General features: G+C 44.9%; 12 protein-coding genes and 1 pseudogene. 5 read left to right on the top strand and 8 right to left on the bottom strand.

Annotated elements, in window-relative coordinates; all coding sequences use genetic code 11:
* Positions 1–76: 76 nt before the first annotated feature.
* Positions 77–1,087 carry an AraC family transcriptional regulator gene (locus EH243_RS08900; RefSeq protein ID WP_126158297.1) on the bottom strand — a complete coding sequence of 337 codons (1,011 nt, stop codon included), beginning with the start codon at positions 1,085–1,087 and terminating at the stop codon, positions 77–79.
* 193 nt (positions 1,088–1,280) lie between these two features.
* Between EH243_RS08900 and EH243_RS08895 the strand changes: the two genes are divergently transcribed.
* The 4 genes from EH243_RS08895 to EH243_RS08880 are packed head-to-tail and all read left to right on the top strand — an operon-like array spanning position 1,281 to position 6,416.
* Positions 1,281–2,030, top strand: a complete 750-nt coding sequence (locus EH243_RS08895) for an electron transfer flavoprotein subunit beta/FixA family protein (RefSeq protein ID WP_126158296.1) — start codon at positions 1,281–1,283, stop codon at positions 2,028–2,030.
* Positions 2,031–2,041: 11 nt separating this feature from the next.
* Positions 2,042–2,971: an electron transfer flavoprotein subunit alpha/FixB family protein gene (locus EH243_RS08890; protein WP_126158295.1), complete on the top strand. Its 930-nt coding sequence runs from the start codon at positions 2,042–2,044 to the stop codon at positions 2,969–2,971.
* 25 nt (positions 2,972–2,996) lie between these two features.
* Positions 2,997–4,742: an acyl-CoA dehydrogenase gene (locus EH243_RS08885; protein WP_126158294.1), complete on the top strand. Its 1,746-nt coding sequence runs from the start codon at positions 2,997–2,999 to the stop codon at positions 4,740–4,742.
* A 24-nt stretch (positions 4,743–4,766) separates the two neighbouring features.
* Positions 4,767–6,416 (top strand): electron transfer flavoprotein-ubiquinone oxidoreductase, encoded by a 1,650-nt coding sequence (locus EH243_RS08880; RefSeq protein ID WP_126158293.1) that lies wholly within the window; start codon positions 4,767–4,769, stop codon positions 6,414–6,416.
* 180 nt (positions 6,417–6,596) lie between these two features.
* Here EH243_RS08880 and EH243_RS08875 read toward each other — a convergent pair whose 3' ends face one another.
* The 5 genes and pseudogenes from EH243_RS08875 to EH243_RS08855 form a co-directional block, all read right to left on the bottom strand.
* Positions 6,597–7,067: a DUF1294 domain-containing protein gene (locus EH243_RS08875; protein WP_126158292.1), complete on the bottom strand. Its 471-nt coding sequence runs from the start codon at positions 7,065–7,067 to the stop codon at positions 6,597–6,599.
* A gap of 379 nt (positions 7,068–7,446) precedes the next feature.
* On the bottom strand, positions 7,447–8,454 hold the full coding sequence (locus EH243_RS08870) for an MsnO8 family LLM class oxidoreductase (RefSeq protein WP_126158291.1): 1,008 nt from the start codon (positions 8,452–8,454) through the stop codon (positions 7,447–7,449).
* A gap of 48 nt (positions 8,455–8,502) precedes the next feature.
* Positions 8,503–9,051 carry a DUF2937 family protein gene (locus EH243_RS08865; RefSeq protein WP_126158290.1) on the bottom strand — a complete coding sequence of 183 codons (549 nt, stop codon included), beginning with the start codon at positions 9,049–9,051 and terminating at the stop codon, positions 8,503–8,505.
* 167 nt (positions 9,052–9,218) lie between these two features.
* Positions 9,219–9,599 (bottom strand): annotated as a pseudogene (locus EH243_RS08860) (GGDEF domain-containing protein); the annotation flags it as partial.
* A gap of 15 nt (positions 9,600–9,614) precedes the next feature.
* Positions 9,615–10,313 carry a hypothetical protein gene (locus EH243_RS08855; RefSeq protein WP_126158288.1) on the bottom strand — a complete coding sequence of 233 codons (699 nt, stop codon included), beginning with the start codon at positions 10,311–10,313 and terminating at the stop codon, positions 9,615–9,617.
* A 483-nt stretch (positions 10,314–10,796) separates the two neighbouring features.
* Between EH243_RS08855 and EH243_RS08850 the strand changes: the two genes are divergently transcribed.
* The gene (locus EH243_RS08850; RefSeq protein ID WP_126158287.1) at positions 10,797–15,833 is read left to right on the top strand and encodes an EAL domain-containing protein; all 5,037 of its coding nucleotides are present in this window, start codon (positions 10,797–10,799) and stop codon (positions 15,831–15,833) included.
* Between the two features lie 200 nt (positions 15,834–16,033).
* Here the strand turns inward: EH243_RS08850 and modF are convergent, their stop codons facing one another.
* Both modF and ilvC read right to left on the bottom strand, forming a co-directional pair.
* Positions 16,034–17,470: a molybdate ABC transporter ATP-binding protein ModF gene (gene modF / locus EH243_RS08845; protein WP_126158286.1), complete on the bottom strand. Its 1,437-nt coding sequence runs from the start codon at positions 17,468–17,470 to the stop codon at positions 16,034–16,036.
* A gap of 105 nt (positions 17,471–17,575) precedes the next feature.
* Positions 17,576–19,051, bottom strand: coding sequence for a ketol-acid reductoisomerase (ilvC, locus tag EH243_RS08840; RefSeq protein ID WP_126158285.1), 1,476 nt, complete (start codon positions 19,049–19,051; stop codon positions 17,576–17,578).
* Between the last annotated feature and the right edge of the window lie 352 nt (positions 19,052–19,403).

Genomic DNA, 19,403 nt, shown 5'->3' with positions numbered 1-19,403 from the left:
TAATCGGACAGTCGGCACTGAAGTATATTAATGACCAGCATCAATGCTGATTAATGCTTGAGGTGTAGACTTAAGGCTAGCTTTTTGATTTGCGATAAGTGCTGGGTGAGATTCCTGTCCAGTGTTTAAAGGCCCGGGTAAAGGCGGCCGATTCGGCAAAGCCTAGCATTCTGGCGATACGGGAGATGGGTAGGTTAGGTTGGCTGAGCAAGTGAATCGCTTCATCGCGTCGCACACTGTCTTTAAGATCTTGAAAACTGGTGCCCTCTTCATCCAGTTTGCGTCGCAGGGTACGGGTGGTGGTGTGAATTTGTCCGGCGATATCTTCCATGCTGGTATCGGCCATTGAATCGGAACTTTCCAGATAATCGATCACCTTTCGCGTGTAAACTGGATAGTAAGATTGTCGCTTGAACCAATCCAAAGGCGCACGGCGCAGATAGCTACTAAGGTTTTGTTGTGTTTGTACCACCGGTGCACTGAGAATCGAACGGTCGAATGAAAAGCTGTTGACGGGCTGGTTGTAGACCGCCGGGCAGGGAAACATCAATCGATATTCTTCAAAATGAGCCGGTTTTGAGTGGCGAAAGCTAACCTGTTTCAGCGGTATGCGTTGGCCGATTAGCCAGCTGGGAAAGCGGTGCCAAAGCAGCAATAGGTAATCCAGTAGGGCAAAATCGGGGTCTTTGTCGGGGTCTGTCAGTGTTAGCGTGAAGGTGGCGGTGTCACCGGACTCAGTAAAACTCAGATGAGAGGCGGGTACCACCAGATTGTAAAAGTGAACCGCATGCTTATATACCTCTCTAAGGTTGGTACTGTGGATGACGAGTTTGGCCATGACGCCGAATACCCCGTGACGGGAGGGTTGGCTACCGAGGCAGATATAGTCATCATCGCCGTGGCGTTGGATAGACTGTACCAGTCGGCTCAACTGCATCGGAGTAATGCGCACCTCATGGTTGCTCAAGAGTTCGCGGTTGAGGCCGGATTCCAGCATCAACTGTTGCTCATTAAGCCCTTTAAGGCGTGCCCCTTTAAGCATGGCATTGGCAAAGTGGATTGAAACTGAATGGTGGCTATAGCTCATCTCAATATACCAGTATCATTGTAATGGATGTCCTATAATGGTTTTGTTTTTCCGATATTAACAGACTTGTCCGAAATTGAACGGGTGTATGTGTCCGAAAATATCAAATTTAAGGCTTTTTTTGTTATTGTTGTTATCAGCTTGCAGAGGCAAACTAGATGACAATAAAACCTCAACATAAACAGTGAGTGCTATGAAAATACTTGTCCCGGTAAAACGTGTAATCGACTACAACGTTAAAGTACGTGTTAAGTCAGATAACAGCGATGTTGATCTGGCAAATGTTAAAATGGCGATGAACCCGTTCTGTGAGATCGCAGTTGAACAAGCGGTTCGTCTGAAAGAAGCGGGTATCGCCAGTGAAGTGATCGTCGTTTCAATGGGCGATAAGAGCTGTCAGGAACAGATTCGTACCGCCTTGGCACTGGGTGCAGACCGCGGTATTCAGGTCGAAACAGAAACGGCTCCAGATTCACTGTCGGCCGCTAAGTTATTGAAAGCTTTGGTACAAGAAGAGCAGCCACAGCTAGTGATTATGGGCAAACAGTCTATCGATACGGATAACAACCAGACTGGCCAGATGCTGGCGGCACTGTTGGATTATCCACAGGGCACCTTTGTCTCTGAAATGAGTGTTGAAAACGATAAGGTGCAGATCACCCGTGAAATTGATGGTGGTTTGCAAACCCTCGAGTTGGACCTGCCTGCCATTGTGACCGTTGATTTGCGACTGAATGATCCGCGTTATGCTTCACTGCCGAATATCATGAAGGCGAAGCGTAAGCCATTAGCGGTTAAAACTCCCGCTGATTTGGGCGTTGAACTGAATAATAAAGTGACCTTAGTGGCAGTAAATCCGCCAGCCGAACGTCAGGCCGGTGTTAAAGTGGCCTCCGTATCGGAGCTGGTAGATAAGCTGAAAAACGAAGCGAAGGTTCTTTAAGGAGACGACTGATGACTATTCTGGTAATTGCAGAACACGATAATGTAGCACTTAAGTCTGCTACGCTGAACACCCTCGCTGCAGCGCAGCAGATTGGTGGCGATATTGAACTGCTGGTGGCGGGTTATAACTGTCAAGCAGTGGCCGATGCGGCTGCCGCCATTCCTGCCGTGACTAAAGTGTTATTGGCTGATAACGCCGCTTATGAACATGAGCTGGCTGAGAATATGAGTAAGCTGATTGTCGCGCTAGTTAGTGGCCACAGTCATATTTTGGCTCCGGCAACAACTAATGGTAAAAACTACCTACCACGGGTAGCAGCATTGTTGGATGTGAACCAGCTATCCGATGTAACCGCGGTTGAATCGGCGGATACTTTCCAACGTCCAATCTATGCCGGTAATGCGATTGCAACCGTTAAAACCGATGATGTGGTGAAGCTACTGACGATCCGTGGCACTGCATTTGATGCGGTTGTTGCAGAAGGTGGCAGCGCAGCCATTGAAGCGGTTTCTGAAGTATGTGATAACAGCAATGTGCGCTTTGTTAAAGAAGAGCTAGCTAAGTCTGACCGTCCTGAGTTGACGACTGCATCAGTGGTTGTTGCCGGTGGTCGGGGTATGGGTAACACCGAAAACTTCGATATGCTTTATGGCTTGGCTGATAAAATGGGAGCCGCTGTTGGCGCATCCCGTGCAGCGGTTGATGCTGGCTTTGTTCCTAACGATCTGCAAGTGGGTCAAACCGGTAAAGTGGTTGCACCGGATCTGTACATCGCAGTTGGTATCTCCGGTGCTATCCAGCATCTAGCGGGTATGAAAGATTCAAAAGTAATAGTGGCAATCAACAAGGATGAAGAAGCGCCAATCTTCTCAGTTGCTGATTATGGACTGGTCGCCGATCTATTTGAGGCGCTGCCGGAACTGTCTGCCCAGATCTGAAAAATGGAAACTACAGGTAACGATCATGAATGATTATAAGCACCCCCTTGCCGACGCCGAATTTGTACTGAATGAATTGGTTAAGTTTGATGAGCTTTGTGCCGCCGCCGGGCTGGAAGATGTTAACACTGAATTAGCGTCAGTGATTTTGACCGAAGCCGGTAAACTCGGCACGGGCGTCCTCGCGCCACTCAACCGCACCGGTGATGAAGTTCATCCGGTGATTGTTGATAACGGTGTTCAAGAGACAAAGGGTTTCTCTGATGCTTACCAGGCATACGTTGAGGGGGGCTGGGCTACACTCACGGCGGCCGAAGAATTTGGTGGACAAAATCTACCCAATGTTTTGGGTACTGCCGTCAATGAAGTGTGGCAAACATCTAACCTGTCGTTTGCGCTCTGCCCACTGTTAAGTCAGGGGGCGATTGAATCAATCAGCCATCACGGTAGTGATGAACTGAAAAAACATTTTCTGCCAAAACTGGTGAGCGGTGAATGGACCGGCACCATGAACCTCACCGAGGCGGGTGCGGGTACGGATCTGGCCGCTGTTAGCACTAAAGCAGTGCCTAATGGTGACCATTATCTGATTACTGGTCAGAAGATCTTTATCACTTGGGGCGATCACCAGATGACAGATAATGTTATCCATCTGGTGTTGGCTCGTCTACCGGGTGCGCCGGCTGGTGTGAAGGGTATCTCGCTGTTTATCGTGCCTAAGTTCCTGTTGGATGAAAACGGTAACCCAGCTGATCGTAACGATGTCTATGCGGTATCGTTGGAACACAAAATGGGTATCCACGGTAGCCCTACCTGCGTTATGAGCTTCGGCGACAACGGTGGTGCAGTGGGTTATCTGGTGGGTGAAGAGCATAACGGCCTCGCTTACATGTTTACCATGATGAACCATGCCCGTCAGGGTGTTGGTCTGCAGGGTTTAGGTGTTTCTGAAGCGGCTTATCAACTGGCAGTACAATTTGCTAAAGACCGTATTCAGGGCACCAAAAAAGACGGCAGTCGTTATCCTATTATCCGTTTTGCCGATGTACGTCGGATGTTGATGCAAATGAAATCCGGTACTGAAGCGATGCGCGCGCTATGTCTTGTCGCTGCCGCTGAAGCCGACCGGGAAAATACGGCTCGGCAGGAGCTTTTGACCCCGATTGTTAAAGGTTGGGTGACCGAATTTGCTCAAGAACTTACTTCGTTGGGTATTCAGATCCACGGTGGTATGGGCTTTATCGAAGAAACCGGTGCTGCTCAGTATTATCGTGATGCCCGTATTCTGCCAATTTATGAAGGTACTACAGCGGTTCAAGCACTCGACTTGGTCGGCCGTAAAACGCTGATGAATGGTGGTGAATCACTGCAGTCACTCCTGGACGAAATGGCCGCTGACATCAGTGCTTTTGAAGCCCTAGGCGGTGATTTTACACTGGCTGCGCAGCAGTGCCGCACTTCACTCGATAACGGTATTGCAGCCCGTCAATGGTTGCTGGATACTAAAGCGGATCGAAATGCATCGGCGAGTGCCTGTGTTAACTTTATGATGCTGTTTGGTTTCCTTTGCGGTGGTTGGTTGATGGCTAAGAGCGCAGTACAGGCGCAAGCTAAGCTGGCGGCTGGTGAAGGAGATCCGAAGTTTTTACAAGCTAAGCTGATCAGTGCGCGGTTCTATTGTGAGCACATGATGCCCCGCACCCAGTCTCTTCTCGCTTCTGTTATTGCCGGTGGTGAGAGTATTATGGCACTGGATGAAGAGCTGTTTTAATACCGGTAATCGAGGATAAGAATAATGCAAAGAGAATCGATGGAGTTTGACGTCGTCATCGTCGGCGCCGGACCTGCCGGATTGTCGACCGCCTGTCGCCTGATGCAACAGGCGAATGAAGCGGGCCAAGAGTTGATGGTCTGCGTGGTTGAAAAAAGCGCTGAAGTCGGTGGTCACATTCTTTCTGGCGCGGTGATTGAATCCCGCGCCTTGGATGAGCTGTTCCCCGACTGGAAAGAGCAGGGTGCACCGTTGAAAACGGCGGTCACCGAAGATCAGGTCTATCTGATGACCAGTGCGGAAAAGGCTATTAAACTGCCTAATCTCATCGTGCCAAAAACCATGCATAACCACGGTAACTATATTGCCAGTGTGGCCAATCTAAGCCGTTGGTTAGGTGAGCAGGCTGAGCAACTGGGTGTTGAGATATTCCCAGGGTTTGCTGCGTCTCATATTATCTATGGCGATGATGGTCAGGTGGCTGGTATCGGTACGGGTGATATGGGCTTGGATGAAAAAGGTGAACAGAAAGATACCTATATGCCGGGTATGGATCTGTTGGCCAAGTACACGATTTTCTCCGAAGGTTGCCGTGGTCATCTAGGAAAAGAACTGTTAGCTAAGTTCGAACTCGATAAAGACGCCGATGCTCAGCATTACGGTATCGGTATCAAAGAGTTGTGGGATGTCCCTGCCGATAAACATCAGCCTGGTTTGGTGGTGCACGGTGCGGGTTGGCCGCTGTCTGAAGCGAATGCTAGCGGTGGATTCTTCCTTTATCATGCGGAAGATTGTCAGGTTATGCTGGGTTTGATTACCGATTTGAACTATTCAAATCCACATCTAAGCCCGTTTGATGAGTTCCAGCGTTCGAAACACCATCCATTGATTGCTCAATACTTGGAAGGGGGTAAGCGGGTCTCTTACGGCGCCCGTGCAATCACCAAAGGCGGCTTCAATGCATTGCCTAAGATGAGCATGCCTGGTGGGTTGTTGCTAGGTTGTGATGCGGGTACGTTGAACTTTGCGAAGATCAAAGGCACGCACACCGCTATGAAAACCGGCATGATCGCGGCTGAGACCATATTTGCTGCGTTAACCAGTGGCGATGAGGGCGGCAAAGATCTAACCGCCTATGGCGATAACTTCAAAAACTCATGGGTTTATGAAGAGTTGTATCGCACCCGTAACTTCGGCCCTGCGTTGCATAAATACGGCACCTTTATCGGTGGTGCGGTTAACTTTATTGACCAGAACCTATTCGGTTTGCCGTTTACACTGCGTGATAATCATGAAGATTATGCACAGATGAAACTGGCTTCAGAATGTGCAACCATCAACTATCCTAAGCCGGATGGTGTGTTGAGCTTTGATAAGCCTTCGTCGGTATTTTTGTCTAATACCAATCACGAGGAAAATCAGCCCTGCCACCTCAAGTTAAAAGATAGTAGCATTCCGCTGATGCAAAACCTGCCTAAGTTCGATGAACCGGCGCAGCGTTATTGCCCTGCGGGAGTGTATGAAATATTGGATGATGCTGCGGGTGAAAAAGTATTCCAGATAAACAGTCAGAACTGTGTTCACTGTAAAACCTGTGATATTAAAGATCCCGCCCAGAATATCACCTGGGTGACACCTGAAGGTGGCGGTGGTCCAAACTATCCTAATATGTAAATGTATTTAACAAATAAATGGGGCCATGCGCCCCGTTTTTTTATGCCCTCATTATTAGGAAGATCGGTTGTAAGTCGCTTTGAAAGAGCTTTTTCTTATCTAAGTTCTGAGGTGTATTAGGGGCAATACACCGCTGGATCGCTTGAGCAGATGTGCTGAGGTTGTTACTAACAACTAGGGTTAAAACAGCTGCCCCGGACGTTTAACGCGGAACCCAGTGAAATAACGCAGGTATTGCCTCGTCGTATATGACATATCTGAGTAAGCAATATAACTGTCTAGTTTAAATATCGTTGAGTGCAGTTGGCTGATGCCGGTTGGCGTGTGCAACCAACTAAAAGCCGATAGATTCAACATAACCGTAAGCCAAAAGACATAGCGGAAGCTTTTCTTCTGGGTTTTATGACGCAATTTTTGTTGCGCGATAATCGCCCCTGGCCAACCGCCCAGAAGTGCTAACAGATGCAGTCGGTTTTCCGGGGTGCGCCAAGCTCCCGTTACCGCTGCTGATTTATCTTTGTAATAGAGGGCCATAGTCAGCAGGCTGATAATGATAAACAGTGCAGGCAGGAGTAATGGCGTGAAACCGGCATAATAGGATAGCCCCAATAGCGGGATAAATATGACGATGGGGAGGTAGTTTCTTTTCATCAGGCAAGTCTAGCAAAAGGCAGGGAGTGGCAATAGTTAAGCGCTGAGAATAACGACAGATTCGCTGTGATAATGCTGTTTTTAATTTAGATGTTTGATTATGGCTACTAACTGAGAGAGGGTAAGAGGAGATGTTGCAGGCTGGATAAAACGATTAATACTCAAAACAAAGTCGGGGGGACTGAAGTAGAGTTTCAAGAAGATCGTAGATTATCCAACCCGCGAACGGGATAGTGCCAAAAAAGCCTGTTGTTTACAATGAAGCGGGGGACATCCATTACCCAGAATGGGTAATGGATGTCGAACTGGGTTTTGAGACGCTCGATGGCCGCTAAACTCAAAGGCCAGATTCGAGATGGAGACGCCTTAAGATATCGGCTTAGAAGCCTTTAATCAGTTGTGTGTAACTGTCTAAGCGATCCGCTTGGCTGTGGGTGACGGCCACGGTAGCGATCTCATCACAATCAAAATCCTGTGCCAGTTGGTTAATCTCTTCGCTGCACTGTTCGGGTGTGCCGACGGTGTAGCCGTTGAGAATATGATCATATTGTGCCTGATGGCTGGCAGGAAATTCGCGGTAACGGTCCTGTACCTCAGAAGGGGTTAAAAACGCTTCACGCATACCGAGCTGTGCTGCTAATTTACGATAAACAGCAGTACCCGCACGCAGTTTGGCTTCAGCTTCAGTCTCAGCGCAGATGCAGGCAATAGCGACCATTTTATTCGGCTTTTGTGGATGTCCGGCCTGCTGCCACTGTTGTAGGTATTCACTGAAAATCGATGGGTGGCAGTTATCTGGGTCGATAAAGCGCGCTAGCGCAATGTTATACCCTAGGTGTCCAGCTAAACCGGCACTGCCTCCGCTAGAGCCTAACATCCAAAGTTCGGGCTGTGGGCTGCTATCGGGCAATACCTTAATTGTGCTGAACGGATTGTTATCTGGCAGATTACCTTCGATGAAGCCTTTTAACAGCTGCGCCTGATTAGCATAGAGGTCACCGTGATGAGGTTGATGCGGATAAGCAAGCGCCTGTGAGGTGAGGCCGGTGCCACCGGGGGCGCGGCCAATACCGAGGTCGATTCGATCGGGAAATAACGTCGCCATCATTTTAAAGCTTTCAGCCACCTTTAATGGACTGTAATGACTAAGCATCACGCCACCGCTACCGACTCGGATATTTTGCGTCACACTGGCGATCGCGGCGATCATGATTTCAGGGCAGGGATTGGCGAAATGAATACTGTCGTGATGTTCGGCGACCCAATAACGATAGTAGCCTAAGGTATCGCACAGTTGAGCCAGTTCGATGGTGAGGCGCGGGGCATCGATGGCGGCATGAGAGCCATGGACGGGTGACTGGTCAACAACTGACAGTTTTATACTCATTGAGATCTCCTAGAATTGTTAATATATTAATTATTTTGGGCGAAGAGATCAATGATCTAACCCGGTAAGAGCGATTGATGTGCTGTTAGGCTTGGTTGGTTTGAACATAAGCCCTATTCGTCGGAAGAAAAAGCTCATGGGTAGGGTTATTATTAGGTTGAGTAATAGGCCGACGATAACGCCAAAGGCTATACCTTCAATGGTAAGTGGGATACCTGGGCTAAAGTGGTGTAACGTAGTTTCAAGATAGCGGTATCGCGTGGGGTTCGCCATATAAAGGGCTTTACGGATAAGACTCGCTGTTTCAAACAGGGTCACGCCCTGTTGCAACTGTTGATTTTGAGCGAGTGTCGCTAGTTTTTGCTCGGCATCGGCGCGCACACTGGCAACACTATTTTGTCGATGATGCTGAATCATCGCGTGGGCATCGGTATAACCAAAGGCTTGAGCTGTTTGTTGATAGCCCTCGACTTGCCAGCGGGTTGCTTGATAGAGGCCAGAGAGAAACTGTTGATATTGATCTGCTAGTTGTGGCACCTGCAGCGCAAAAAGTAGAGTGAGGCCGAAGATGAATTTGTCGATTAGCCGTCCAATCAAAGCGAGTATCCTGAAAATCTCTGAAGCTGCATTATAGGGTATCTGTGCGAAACTTTCATGACGGGCAAGGAGCTAGGCAGGGCCTTTGGCAAAGAAAGTAAGCTCTTCTTTTTGGTGGGATAACTTAGTGATAAGTTCGTGTGATAAGTTGATGGCCTAGTTGATTGTTATGGGCAGACCCGGTTTCTACCACCATGTTTAGCGGCATAAAGCTGTTTGTCCGCTTTTTTATATAAGTCTTCAATTGAGCGGTTTTCTTCGTTGAGTTCGGCGATACCAATGCTAATGGTTATCTTAATCGGTGTGTTGTTGAGAACAAACACAGTACCCTCGATTAATTTACGTAGTTTTTCGGCGATGACCTTCGCGCTATCCATAGGTGTGTTATTCAGTAAAATAGTAAACTCTTCGCCACCGATACGGGCAAATATATCGCTTTTCCGGATTCTATTGGTTATTTTTTCAGATAGTTTCTTTAAAACATAGTCTCCCGATTGGTGTCCATAATTATCATTTATCTCTTTGAAGTGGTCAATGTCGATCATTAATAAAGAGGCCTTATTTTATTCCCTTGTTGTTATTGAAATTATATCTTGGGAAACTGCAAAGAAATATCCTCTATTATATATGTTGGTTAAACTATCGAGGGTTGATAGTTTGTATAATTCGTCGGTCTTATCTTCTAAATAATCATGTGCTTCAATACTCGATAGGCGGCTATTGAGTATTGCTTTGGATAGTAATATGGTCGCGGGTATATAGATAATGGTGAGTATTATTATGCCTAGATGCTGATGCTGACCATAATAAAGCATAATTATTAACTGAGGGATGATCATAGCAAAGAAAAAAGTAAGATAGGCGGTATAAAGAGACGACATGGACAAAGCTGCCGCGGTAATAATGCCTATGATCATGATGAAGCTAACTAACTCGAATGGCTGGGGAGCATAAATAGACACTAAAATTGAAGAGATAGTCCACATCAATGCTTGAAATAGGTTTAAAGCTATAAAAAGAGATCTATTGTTTTTTATGCCAATGCTGTATTTCGATGTTAAGTATTTTTTAAACATCTTTATATTATGAAAACGAAACAGGGCTAACAGTATTTGCAGCGAAAACCAGATGCTTAAAGTAATAGTAGGAATGTATCTGAAAAATATAATGGAATAAGCAGAGGATACGATAAGCATCGCAATCATGGCTCTGGGTGTTTGGTCAATAACAATTTTAATCAGTTTTGGATGAATTGTCGACATGTGTATTCCTTACTATTCCAACTATAGAGCCAAATAACTCTCTGACTAATCCGTATCGAGAGGTTTGTTTTTAGTATCTAAAAATGTATCGCTTTTATTTTAATCAACTTTTAGATAAATGCAATGAAGTCAGTTTTGATAGGTATATTCAGTATTTATATATGTCATAGATGATTCCGCCTAGCTGTGGGCATAAAGCGCCTGCTAGAGCCAAGCTGAGGAGGTGATTTAGTTATCTTGAGCTCGAATCAATCAACAGAGTCGGCTTTAGTGTTGAATTCTCAGCCCTCGATGTTGGCTGAATCATAACCAAAGGTCGCAGATCTTATATAGACTCGTTCTGGGACAATGCATGCTGGTAAAAGTTGTGATTTTCATATTTGTTGACTATGTTCTATGGGTAGTCGTTGATGATGATCGAGAGATATACCTGTCATTTGGCGGAATAGCCTTAAACATTGTAAATTTAACTGGTGAAGATGCATGAAGTACGATTCAACTATTCTGTACATAGAGAATGATGATGACACTCGCAAAATTTACGCTGACCTTTTTCGTGGAATATTTTCAACCGTTTTAGAAGCGTCAAATGGTCGTGAAGGAATATCCAAGTTTATTACCCACAGGCCGAGTCTGGTTATAACAGAAATTCAGCTGCCTAGCATGAATGGACCTGAGCTGATACAAGAAATTAGAAAAACGGACAGTAAGACCCCCATTATTGTCTTTAGTGCATACATTGACGAAGATTTTATCTTAGATACGATTAAAGATCAGATTAATGGATTTATTAGTAAACCCACCGATAATAAAAAATTAGCACAAGTCATCGATCAAGTTTTATCGGTTGGAAAACATGAAGAGTCGGTAGGCAAAGCTAAAATATTAGGGGATAGTTTAACAGGGTCTTATGACCCAGAAGAAGACCATGCCCAAGATCCTAATGGTTTGATGGTCGTAGGTATTGGATCGAGTGCTGGTGGTTTAGAGGCACTGACTACGCTGATAAAAGGGTTGCCGCGAAATAATAATACGGCTTATATTATTGCCCAACATCTAAGTCCCAAGCATAATACGATGCTCGTTGAGTTGCTTTCGAGAGAAAGTACTTTAATGATCAAAGAAGCAGAGCATAATGAAACGCTTGCAAGTGATGTTTTTTATATAACACCGCCCAATAAAAATGTTGAAATAAACAATAATAATCAGATTATTTTATCTGCCCCAGAAAAACACTCTTTTTTACCTAAGCCTTCAGTCAATCAGCTTTTTATATCCATCGCTAAATATAAAAAAGAAAAGTCTGTTGGCATTATATTGTCAGGAACCGGTTCTGATGGTTGCCAAGGTATGCGGGCCATCAACTCGGAAGGCGGGATAACCATCGTACAGGAGCCTAGCACGGCAAAGTACGACGGTATGCCGATGGCTTCTATCAACGGCTCAGTTGTTGATATTTTAATTGAGGCAGACAAGATTGGTGAGGAGTTAGTCGCTCTATCCAACTTTCCAAGAAACAAGGTGCTGAAGAAGCATCAAGTTACACCGGCTAATGACCATATATCGATCATCTTCGCTTTGCTGCATAAAATTAAGCATGTAGATTTCTCTGTTTACAAAAAAGCGACGATCGGCCGACGTATTGAGCGGAGAATGGTTGCGCTTAAAGTGACCACATTGAGTGAATATGTCGCGTTAATTGAAAGGGATGAGCAAGAAGTTGAGTTGCTTTATAAAGATATTCTCATTGGCGTCACCAGTTTCTTTCGCGACAGAGATGCTTATGACTCATTGGAGAATCTCCTAGATCAATATCTTGATGAGCGTGCCGATGCAAAAGAATTAAGAATCTGGATGCCGGGGTCATCGACGGGTGAAGAAGCCTATTCTGTTGCTATTATTGTCAATGAGCTATTGAATGATCGACAGCATTCGCTTGATTTAAAGATTTTTGCTACCGATATTGATGAACATGCTTTAAAAATTGCACGTCGAGGGATTTATAGCCAAGCCTCAATGACTGAAGTATCTGATGCGTATATAAAAGATTATTTTACGATTACGGATAACGAATTTGAGGTTAAGAAAACCCTAAGACAAAATATTGTTTTCTCATATCATAACCTGTTGTCTGACCCACCCTTTAAAGACTTAGATCTAATTGTTTGCCGTAACCTACTTATTTATTTCAATCTAGATGCGCAAAAATGGATTATGCCCGCATTCCATTATGCTCTCAAAGAAAATGCGTTGTTATTTTTAGGGAAATCTGAAAACGCGACTAACTTTGAGCATCTGTTCGCGCCGGTCGATAAGCCTAATAAGATTTTCAAAACAGTCTCCTATTCAAAGAAAAACTATTCTGCTATTACGGTTAGGCCTCCTAAATATGTTAATTACCCTGCCGAAGAGCAGTCTAAGACATCGGAAGATACCCCGTTACAAGAAACCATTGTTACGGAAGCTGCAAAGCTTTTAATGCCCAACATCATTGTGACTAATGAGCAATTGGATGTGGTGTATAAAAAGGGCAACCTTGATTTTGTATCGATTCCCGAAGGCTATGTTTCATATAACCTATACAAAATAGTGGATTCTCGTTTAGCGATCGATTTAAGAAAACTGTTTAGTGAAGCTAAACGAGGCTCGGGTGTTAACTCGAGTAGCTATATACCGTTGCCGCAAAAAAATGGCGAGGCAAGATTGATCAAGGTTCATTTAGTGCCTATTTTAAATGGGCGTAACCAGATGTACCTGTTTTATTTTCAGAGTATTTCGGTTCTAGATTTGCCATTAATTAATTCAAATACTGATGATGTCGTGGTGTCTTCCTCAACCCACGAGTTAGAGTTTGAATTGCAACGTACCAAAGAACATATGCAGACGTTGGTTGAGGAGTTAGAAACTTCAAACGAAGAGCTGCAATCATCCAACGAAGAGCTACAAAGTGCCAATGAAGAGTTACAGGCGACCAATGAAGAGATGGAAACCAGTAATGAAGAGCTTCAATCGACCAATGAAGAACTTCAGACGGCATACGCAGAGCTTAAAGAGATGTTTAATGAGAATACCACCATTAAAGAGAAACACGGTGCTCTCAATCGTCGTTATGAATCTGTTTTAGAAAATATACATGACGGTGTCATTATCACTAACTTACAGGGTATGATTCTGAAAACGAATCATGCGATGCAAACCTATACCGGACTCACAAGAGAACAACTGTTAGTTAAAAACTGGTTTGATTTATACCCTATTGAAGATAGTACCCGCTTTTTAAATCGGCAGAAGGAGCTGACTGAGAAGGGCACCTTTGGCCCTTACATTATAGAACTCACATCTGATGAAGGCGTTACGACGATACTCAATGTAGAAGATTATCTCAGTCGTGATGAATTAGGTCATACGCAAATATGGTCTTTTGCCTCAGATATATCGAAAGAGAGACAAGCGCTTGCTGAACTATCATTGAGTCAGCAGAAGTATAAAGCAACCTTCGATAATGCCAATATTGGTATCGGTCATGTTTCTTTAGATGGTACCTGGATTTCCGTCAACAACGCGTTATCTCACATGTTGGGATATACCCAGGAAGAGTTGTTGCCTCTCACTTTCCAAGATATTACGTATGCCGAAGATCTAAAACAAGATTTAGAACTCGTGAAAGAGTTGATCAGTGGTAAACGTAATTCATATAAAATGGAAAAGCGCTATTACAAAAAAGATGGTGAGCTTTTCTGGGCAATGCTGTATGTCGCTATTGTTAGAGATAAAAACGAACCCTTATATTTTATCTCAGTGATCGAGGATATTAACAGTCAGAAGCAATCAACCTTAGATAGTGCTCAAGCCAGAATGGTTTTCAATACCACTCAAGAAAGTATTGTTATCACCGATAAAACAACAAGAATTATTAATGTTAACCCTGCATTTGAAAATATTACAGGCTATACCTTTGATGAAGTAAAAGGGAAAAAAATTGGCCTATTAAAATCTGATCAACACAGTTCCGAGTTCTATAGTGAGATGGAACGGTCATACAAGCAGAGTGGGTTTTGGTCCGGCGAAGTCATTAATAAAGCTAAAAACGGTGATCTGTTTCCTGTTTTTCTCAATATCAGCGCCGTTAAGGACGAAAGAGGGTATATCGTCCAATATATTGGTGTCATCACCGATATCTCGGTCATCAAGCAATCACAGGATAAGATACAGTATCTCGCTAATCATGACTCGCTCACGGGCTTACCTAATCGTACGCTATTAGCTGATCGGCTTGAGCATGCATTGCAGGAGTCGCGTCGCTCTAAAAAGCAAATTGCGGTTTTGTTTGTTGATTTGGATCGTTTCAAGGTGGTTAACGACGGCATGGGCCATAATGTTGGTGATTCGGTCTTAATCGAAGTCTCTAAGCGATTGTCGAGTGTTTTACGTTCAGGGGACACCGTTGCTCGAGTGGGTGGGGATGAATTCATTATTGTTATTCAGGATTTAGATTCTGCCTTGAATGCCTCGAAAGTGGCGCTTAATCTCATTCAGTCGGTGAAAGAAGAGATCACTGTCGACGAACATAAAATTACCATTGGTGCGAGTATTGGTATCAGCATCTATCCCAACGATGGTCATTCCGCCGACGAATTGATTCGTCAAGCTGATATTGCCATGTATGATGCAAAAGAGAATGGTCGAAATATGTATCGCTATATTTCGCAAGAGCTTTCCTCTTTTGCGTTTGAAAAGGCTTCTATGGAAAGCTCCATCAGAGAAGGCTTAAGCAATGATGAGTTTGAAGTGTATTATCAGCCAATTATCGATTTAGAAACGATGAAGGTTTCACACCTTGAAGCGTTAATTAGATGGAATCACCCTAAACTTGGCTTAGTACTGCCGAATAAGTTTATTCCTCTGGCTGAAGAATCTGATCTGATTACTGAGATTACCAAGTATGTCGTCTTTAAAGTGATGACGACCATTAATGATTTGAAAATGATTAATCATTATCAATGTAAAATTGCGATTAACTTTTCTTTGAAGGATTTAGAATCAGATTCGTTGTTTTATACGTTTAAAAATTATCTGCAGCAGTTCAAAATTGATGGTAGTTGTATTTCGTTAGAGATTACCGAAAGAAAGGTTATTCTGTCGAATGATAAAAACCAGAAGCATTTAGACCGCTATAAAAAGTTAAACGTAGCTTTTTCAATGGATGACTTTGGTACGGGGTATTCAAACTTAGGTTATTTGATTAATAAGCCTTTCGATATATTGAAAATAGATCGTTCGTTTATTTCTAGAATCGGAGAGGTCGATAAATCGGAAGAGGTTGTGAAGGCAACTATTTCCATTGCTAGAGCATTAGGCTTAAAAACGGTGGCTGAAGGGGTCGAAACAAAAGAGCAGTTTGATTTTGTCGCGAAACATAACTGCGATTTCGTTCAAGGGTTCTTTTTCCAAACGCCTGAACCTATCGGTAAAATAGTCGATTATTTACAGTTAGATGATAATCGAGTCATTGAGGATTAAGATGGTGAAGGTTGTTGGGTATGAATAAGGTTTTTCTTATCCCCAGTCTTTATTGACCAAGTCTTTATTGATGAAGAGAAGATACACTCTTCTTACAACTGTATTGATCATTTTCTAGTGTGGGAATGTTATGCCATTAAAAGCCCAGCTAGTTGCTGGGCTTTTTTATACTGATTGTTTATGGGTGCTCAGGCTAAAGGCTATTGGCTACTGTCAGGCTCGCGTTTTTCCAATGCTAAATAGTGATCGATCCCTTTGATTTTATCTTCCGCATGATGGTTCACATAGAGCACGGCGGTTTCGCTGGCAGCGCAGATCTTTTCGATCAAAGCGAGCACCAGTTGGCGGTTCATATCATCTAGTCCAAGGCAGGGTTCATCCAAAATTAACAAGGGAGGATGTTTTACCATGGCTCTAGCGATCAGCAATAGGCGCTGGTCACCATAGGATAGTTTGTTGAACGGGGTATCGGCTCGGTCAGACATGCCTAACAGCGCCAGCCACTGATCGGCGATCTGCTTCTGTCGATCGGTGGCTTTGGTGTATAGACCAATGCTGTCATAAAAACCCGAAATAATGACATTTCGTAGGCCGGTGCCCACTTTGTATTCCCATTGCAAAGCGGTAGACACATAGCCAATAAATTGTTTAATCTGCCAGATGCTTTCACCGTTACCCCGCTGAAAACCGAAGACAAAAATATCATTCACATAACACTGCGGATGGTCGCCAGTAATGAGTGACAGCAGGCAGGTTTTACCGCTGCCGTTAGGGCCGCTGAGTTGCCAATGTTGATTGGGCTCGATGGTCCAGTCGAGTGAATCGATAATGCGATGACCATCGTAAGTCACATTGATCTTATTCAGTCGTACTAAGGGCTGGGTTGGATCAAGCGGTGGCAGGGCGGTATCACTGTCAGTGGGCGGCACTTGAAGTTCGGTGGTTTTCAGGTGTAACAGATGATATAGCTCGTTATAGGCCTGTGAATCATGCCGGTCGATCTGGTGTTGTAAACGGCCCTGATCGACATAGGCGATATGGGTAATGAAATCGGGAAACTCATCGAAACGGTTAAGCACCAAGATCATCGGGACGGTTTCGACTAAGCTGAGTAGATACTGTTGCAGCATCTCTAGGGTATGGGCGTCGAGTCCATCGAAGGGCTCATCAAGCACTAATAGGTCTGGCTCACTGGCTAATGCTCGGATCAGCATTACCTTGCGAGATTCACCGGTGGATAACTTACGGAATGCACGGTCGAGCAGGGATTCCAATTTAAACATTGAAACCAGCTGTTGGATCAGTACGGGATTGCGATCGCCCTCATGGAGTATCTCATGCACAGGAGTGCCTTCGGAGATAACATCCATAATATCGGCATCGTCTTTTTTCCGTTCCCGCTCAATGAGTTCAGCCTGCGCTTCAAAGGATACTAAGCCTACCTTCGCTGGAACGCCGCTCATCGAACCGCTAACAATGTCGCCAGCCCCCGCCAAAATAGCAGCCAACGCTGATTTACCCGCACCGTTTGTGCCGGTAATCACCCAGTGTTGGGTATCATCCAGTTGCCAGTTGATCTCATCTAGCTGAAAGCGATCATCGAAGTTGACGGTGAGGTTTTCGAGGCGAATATTCATAGCGATCCGAAGTCTGTGTTAGGTTGTTTTTGAATGCTAAAAAAAAGGCCAGGAGGTGAGTCCTGGCCTTCATCTACCTATGATTCATCACAGGTGAGAGCGTTATTAAACGATCTTCTTCATGTCAGCCATGTGACCACGTAGAACCGCACCGATCGCTTCAACCGGATGAGAACGCAGGGCAGCGTTAACTTCGATCAGGCGAGCGTTGTCGACGCCAGTGTCGTCCAGTTCGAGACCTTTACCGATAACGTCGGTTTTAATGTCTTTCATGAAGTCGGCCAGCAGTGGCAAGCATGCGTGGTTGTACAGATAGCAGCCGTATTCCGCTGTATCAGAGATAGTGGCATTCATCTCGTACAGTTTCTTACGGGCGATAGTGTTCGCGATCAACGGTGTTTCATGCAGTGATTCGTAGTAAGCAGAATCAGGGATGATGCCCGCAGCGGTCATCGTTTCAAAAGCGAGTTCTACACCGGCTTTAACCATGGCAACCATTAGGATACCGTTATCGAAGTATTCCTGTTCAGAGATCTCTACATCGCCAGCAGGGGTTTTTTCGAACGCTGTTTCAGCGGTTTCTGCACGCCAGCCCAGCAGGTTTTTATCATCATTAGCCCAGTCTTCCATCATGGTGCGAGAGAAGGTGCCATCGATGATGTCATCTTGATGCTTGTTGTACAGCGGACGCATGATCTGCTTCATCTCTTCAGCTAGATCGAATGCTTTGATTTTAGCTGGGTTAGAAAGACGATCCAGCATGTTAGTCACGCCGCCGTATTTCAGCGCTTCAGTGATGGTTTCCCAACCGTACTGAATCAGCTTAGAGGCATAACCGGCATCAATTCCTTCAGCAACCATCTTGTCGAAGCACAGTAGAGAACCGGTCTGCAGCATACCGCATAGGATAGTCTGCTCGCCCATCAGGTCAGATTTAACTTCAGCGATGAAAGAAGACATCAATACGCCCGCTTTATGACCACCGGTACCGACGGCATAGGCTTTAGCTAGAGCCAAACCTTCGCCTTGAGGATCGTTATCTTCGTGAACAGCGATCAGTGTTGGAACACCGAAGCCACGGACGTATTCAGCACGTACTTCTGAACCTGGGCATTTAGGTGCAACCATGATAACGGTCAGGTCTTCACGAATTTTCATGCCTTCTTCAACGATGTTGAAACCGTGAGAGTAAGACAGGCAAGCGCCTTCTTTCATCAACGGCATCACTGCGTTAACAACCGGCGTGTGCTGCTTATCAGGTGTCAGGTTAAGAACTACATCAGCGGTAGGGATCAGTTCTTCATAAGTGCCCACAACAAAACCGTTTTCAGTCGCATTTTTCCAAGACTGACGCTTTTCAGCAATGGCTTCAGCACGCAATGTGTAAGAAACATCTAGACCACTGTCGCGTAGGTTTAGACCTTGGTTTAGGCCCTGAGCACCACAACCGATAACAACTATTTTTTTACCTTTCAGCGCTTCAACGCCATCGCTGAACTCGTCCATCGACATGAAGCGGCATTTACCCAGTTGTTCCAGTTGCTCACGCAGTGGCAACGTGTTGAAGTAGTTATTAGACATATCTGATAGTTCCGGTTAATTAAGTCACGGCCTAGGGTCGATGACTGAAAATTCTGTTCATTTACCTAGCAGGTACAACATCTCCGGCAAGGCATAAAATCAGGCAGGCGAACATTATACAGACAGCCCGACTGAAATTTAATAGCGTTACTCTATAGAAAAAGTGTTCTTGCGTATATTGATATATATACATCACTGTATTGCGAATAATGGAATGATCGCTCTGGCTATTATCGTCCTAGCGATTGCAGACTCATTTTAAGGATCGCTCGTTTTAGGGTTTGAGCAACCTCGTGAAGATTAACCCTTGGCTTATTCAGGGCTTAGTTTAAGTACGGGTACCATATTGGGC

This window comes from Amphritea opalescens (assembly GCF_003957515.1).
GTDB classification, from domain to species: Bacteria; Pseudomonadota; Gammaproteobacteria; order Pseudomonadales; family Balneatricaceae; genus Amphritea; species Amphritea opalescens.
The sequence above is the reverse complement of the archived record's forward strand: the minus strand, read 5'-3'. Positions and strand labels throughout refer to the sequence as shown.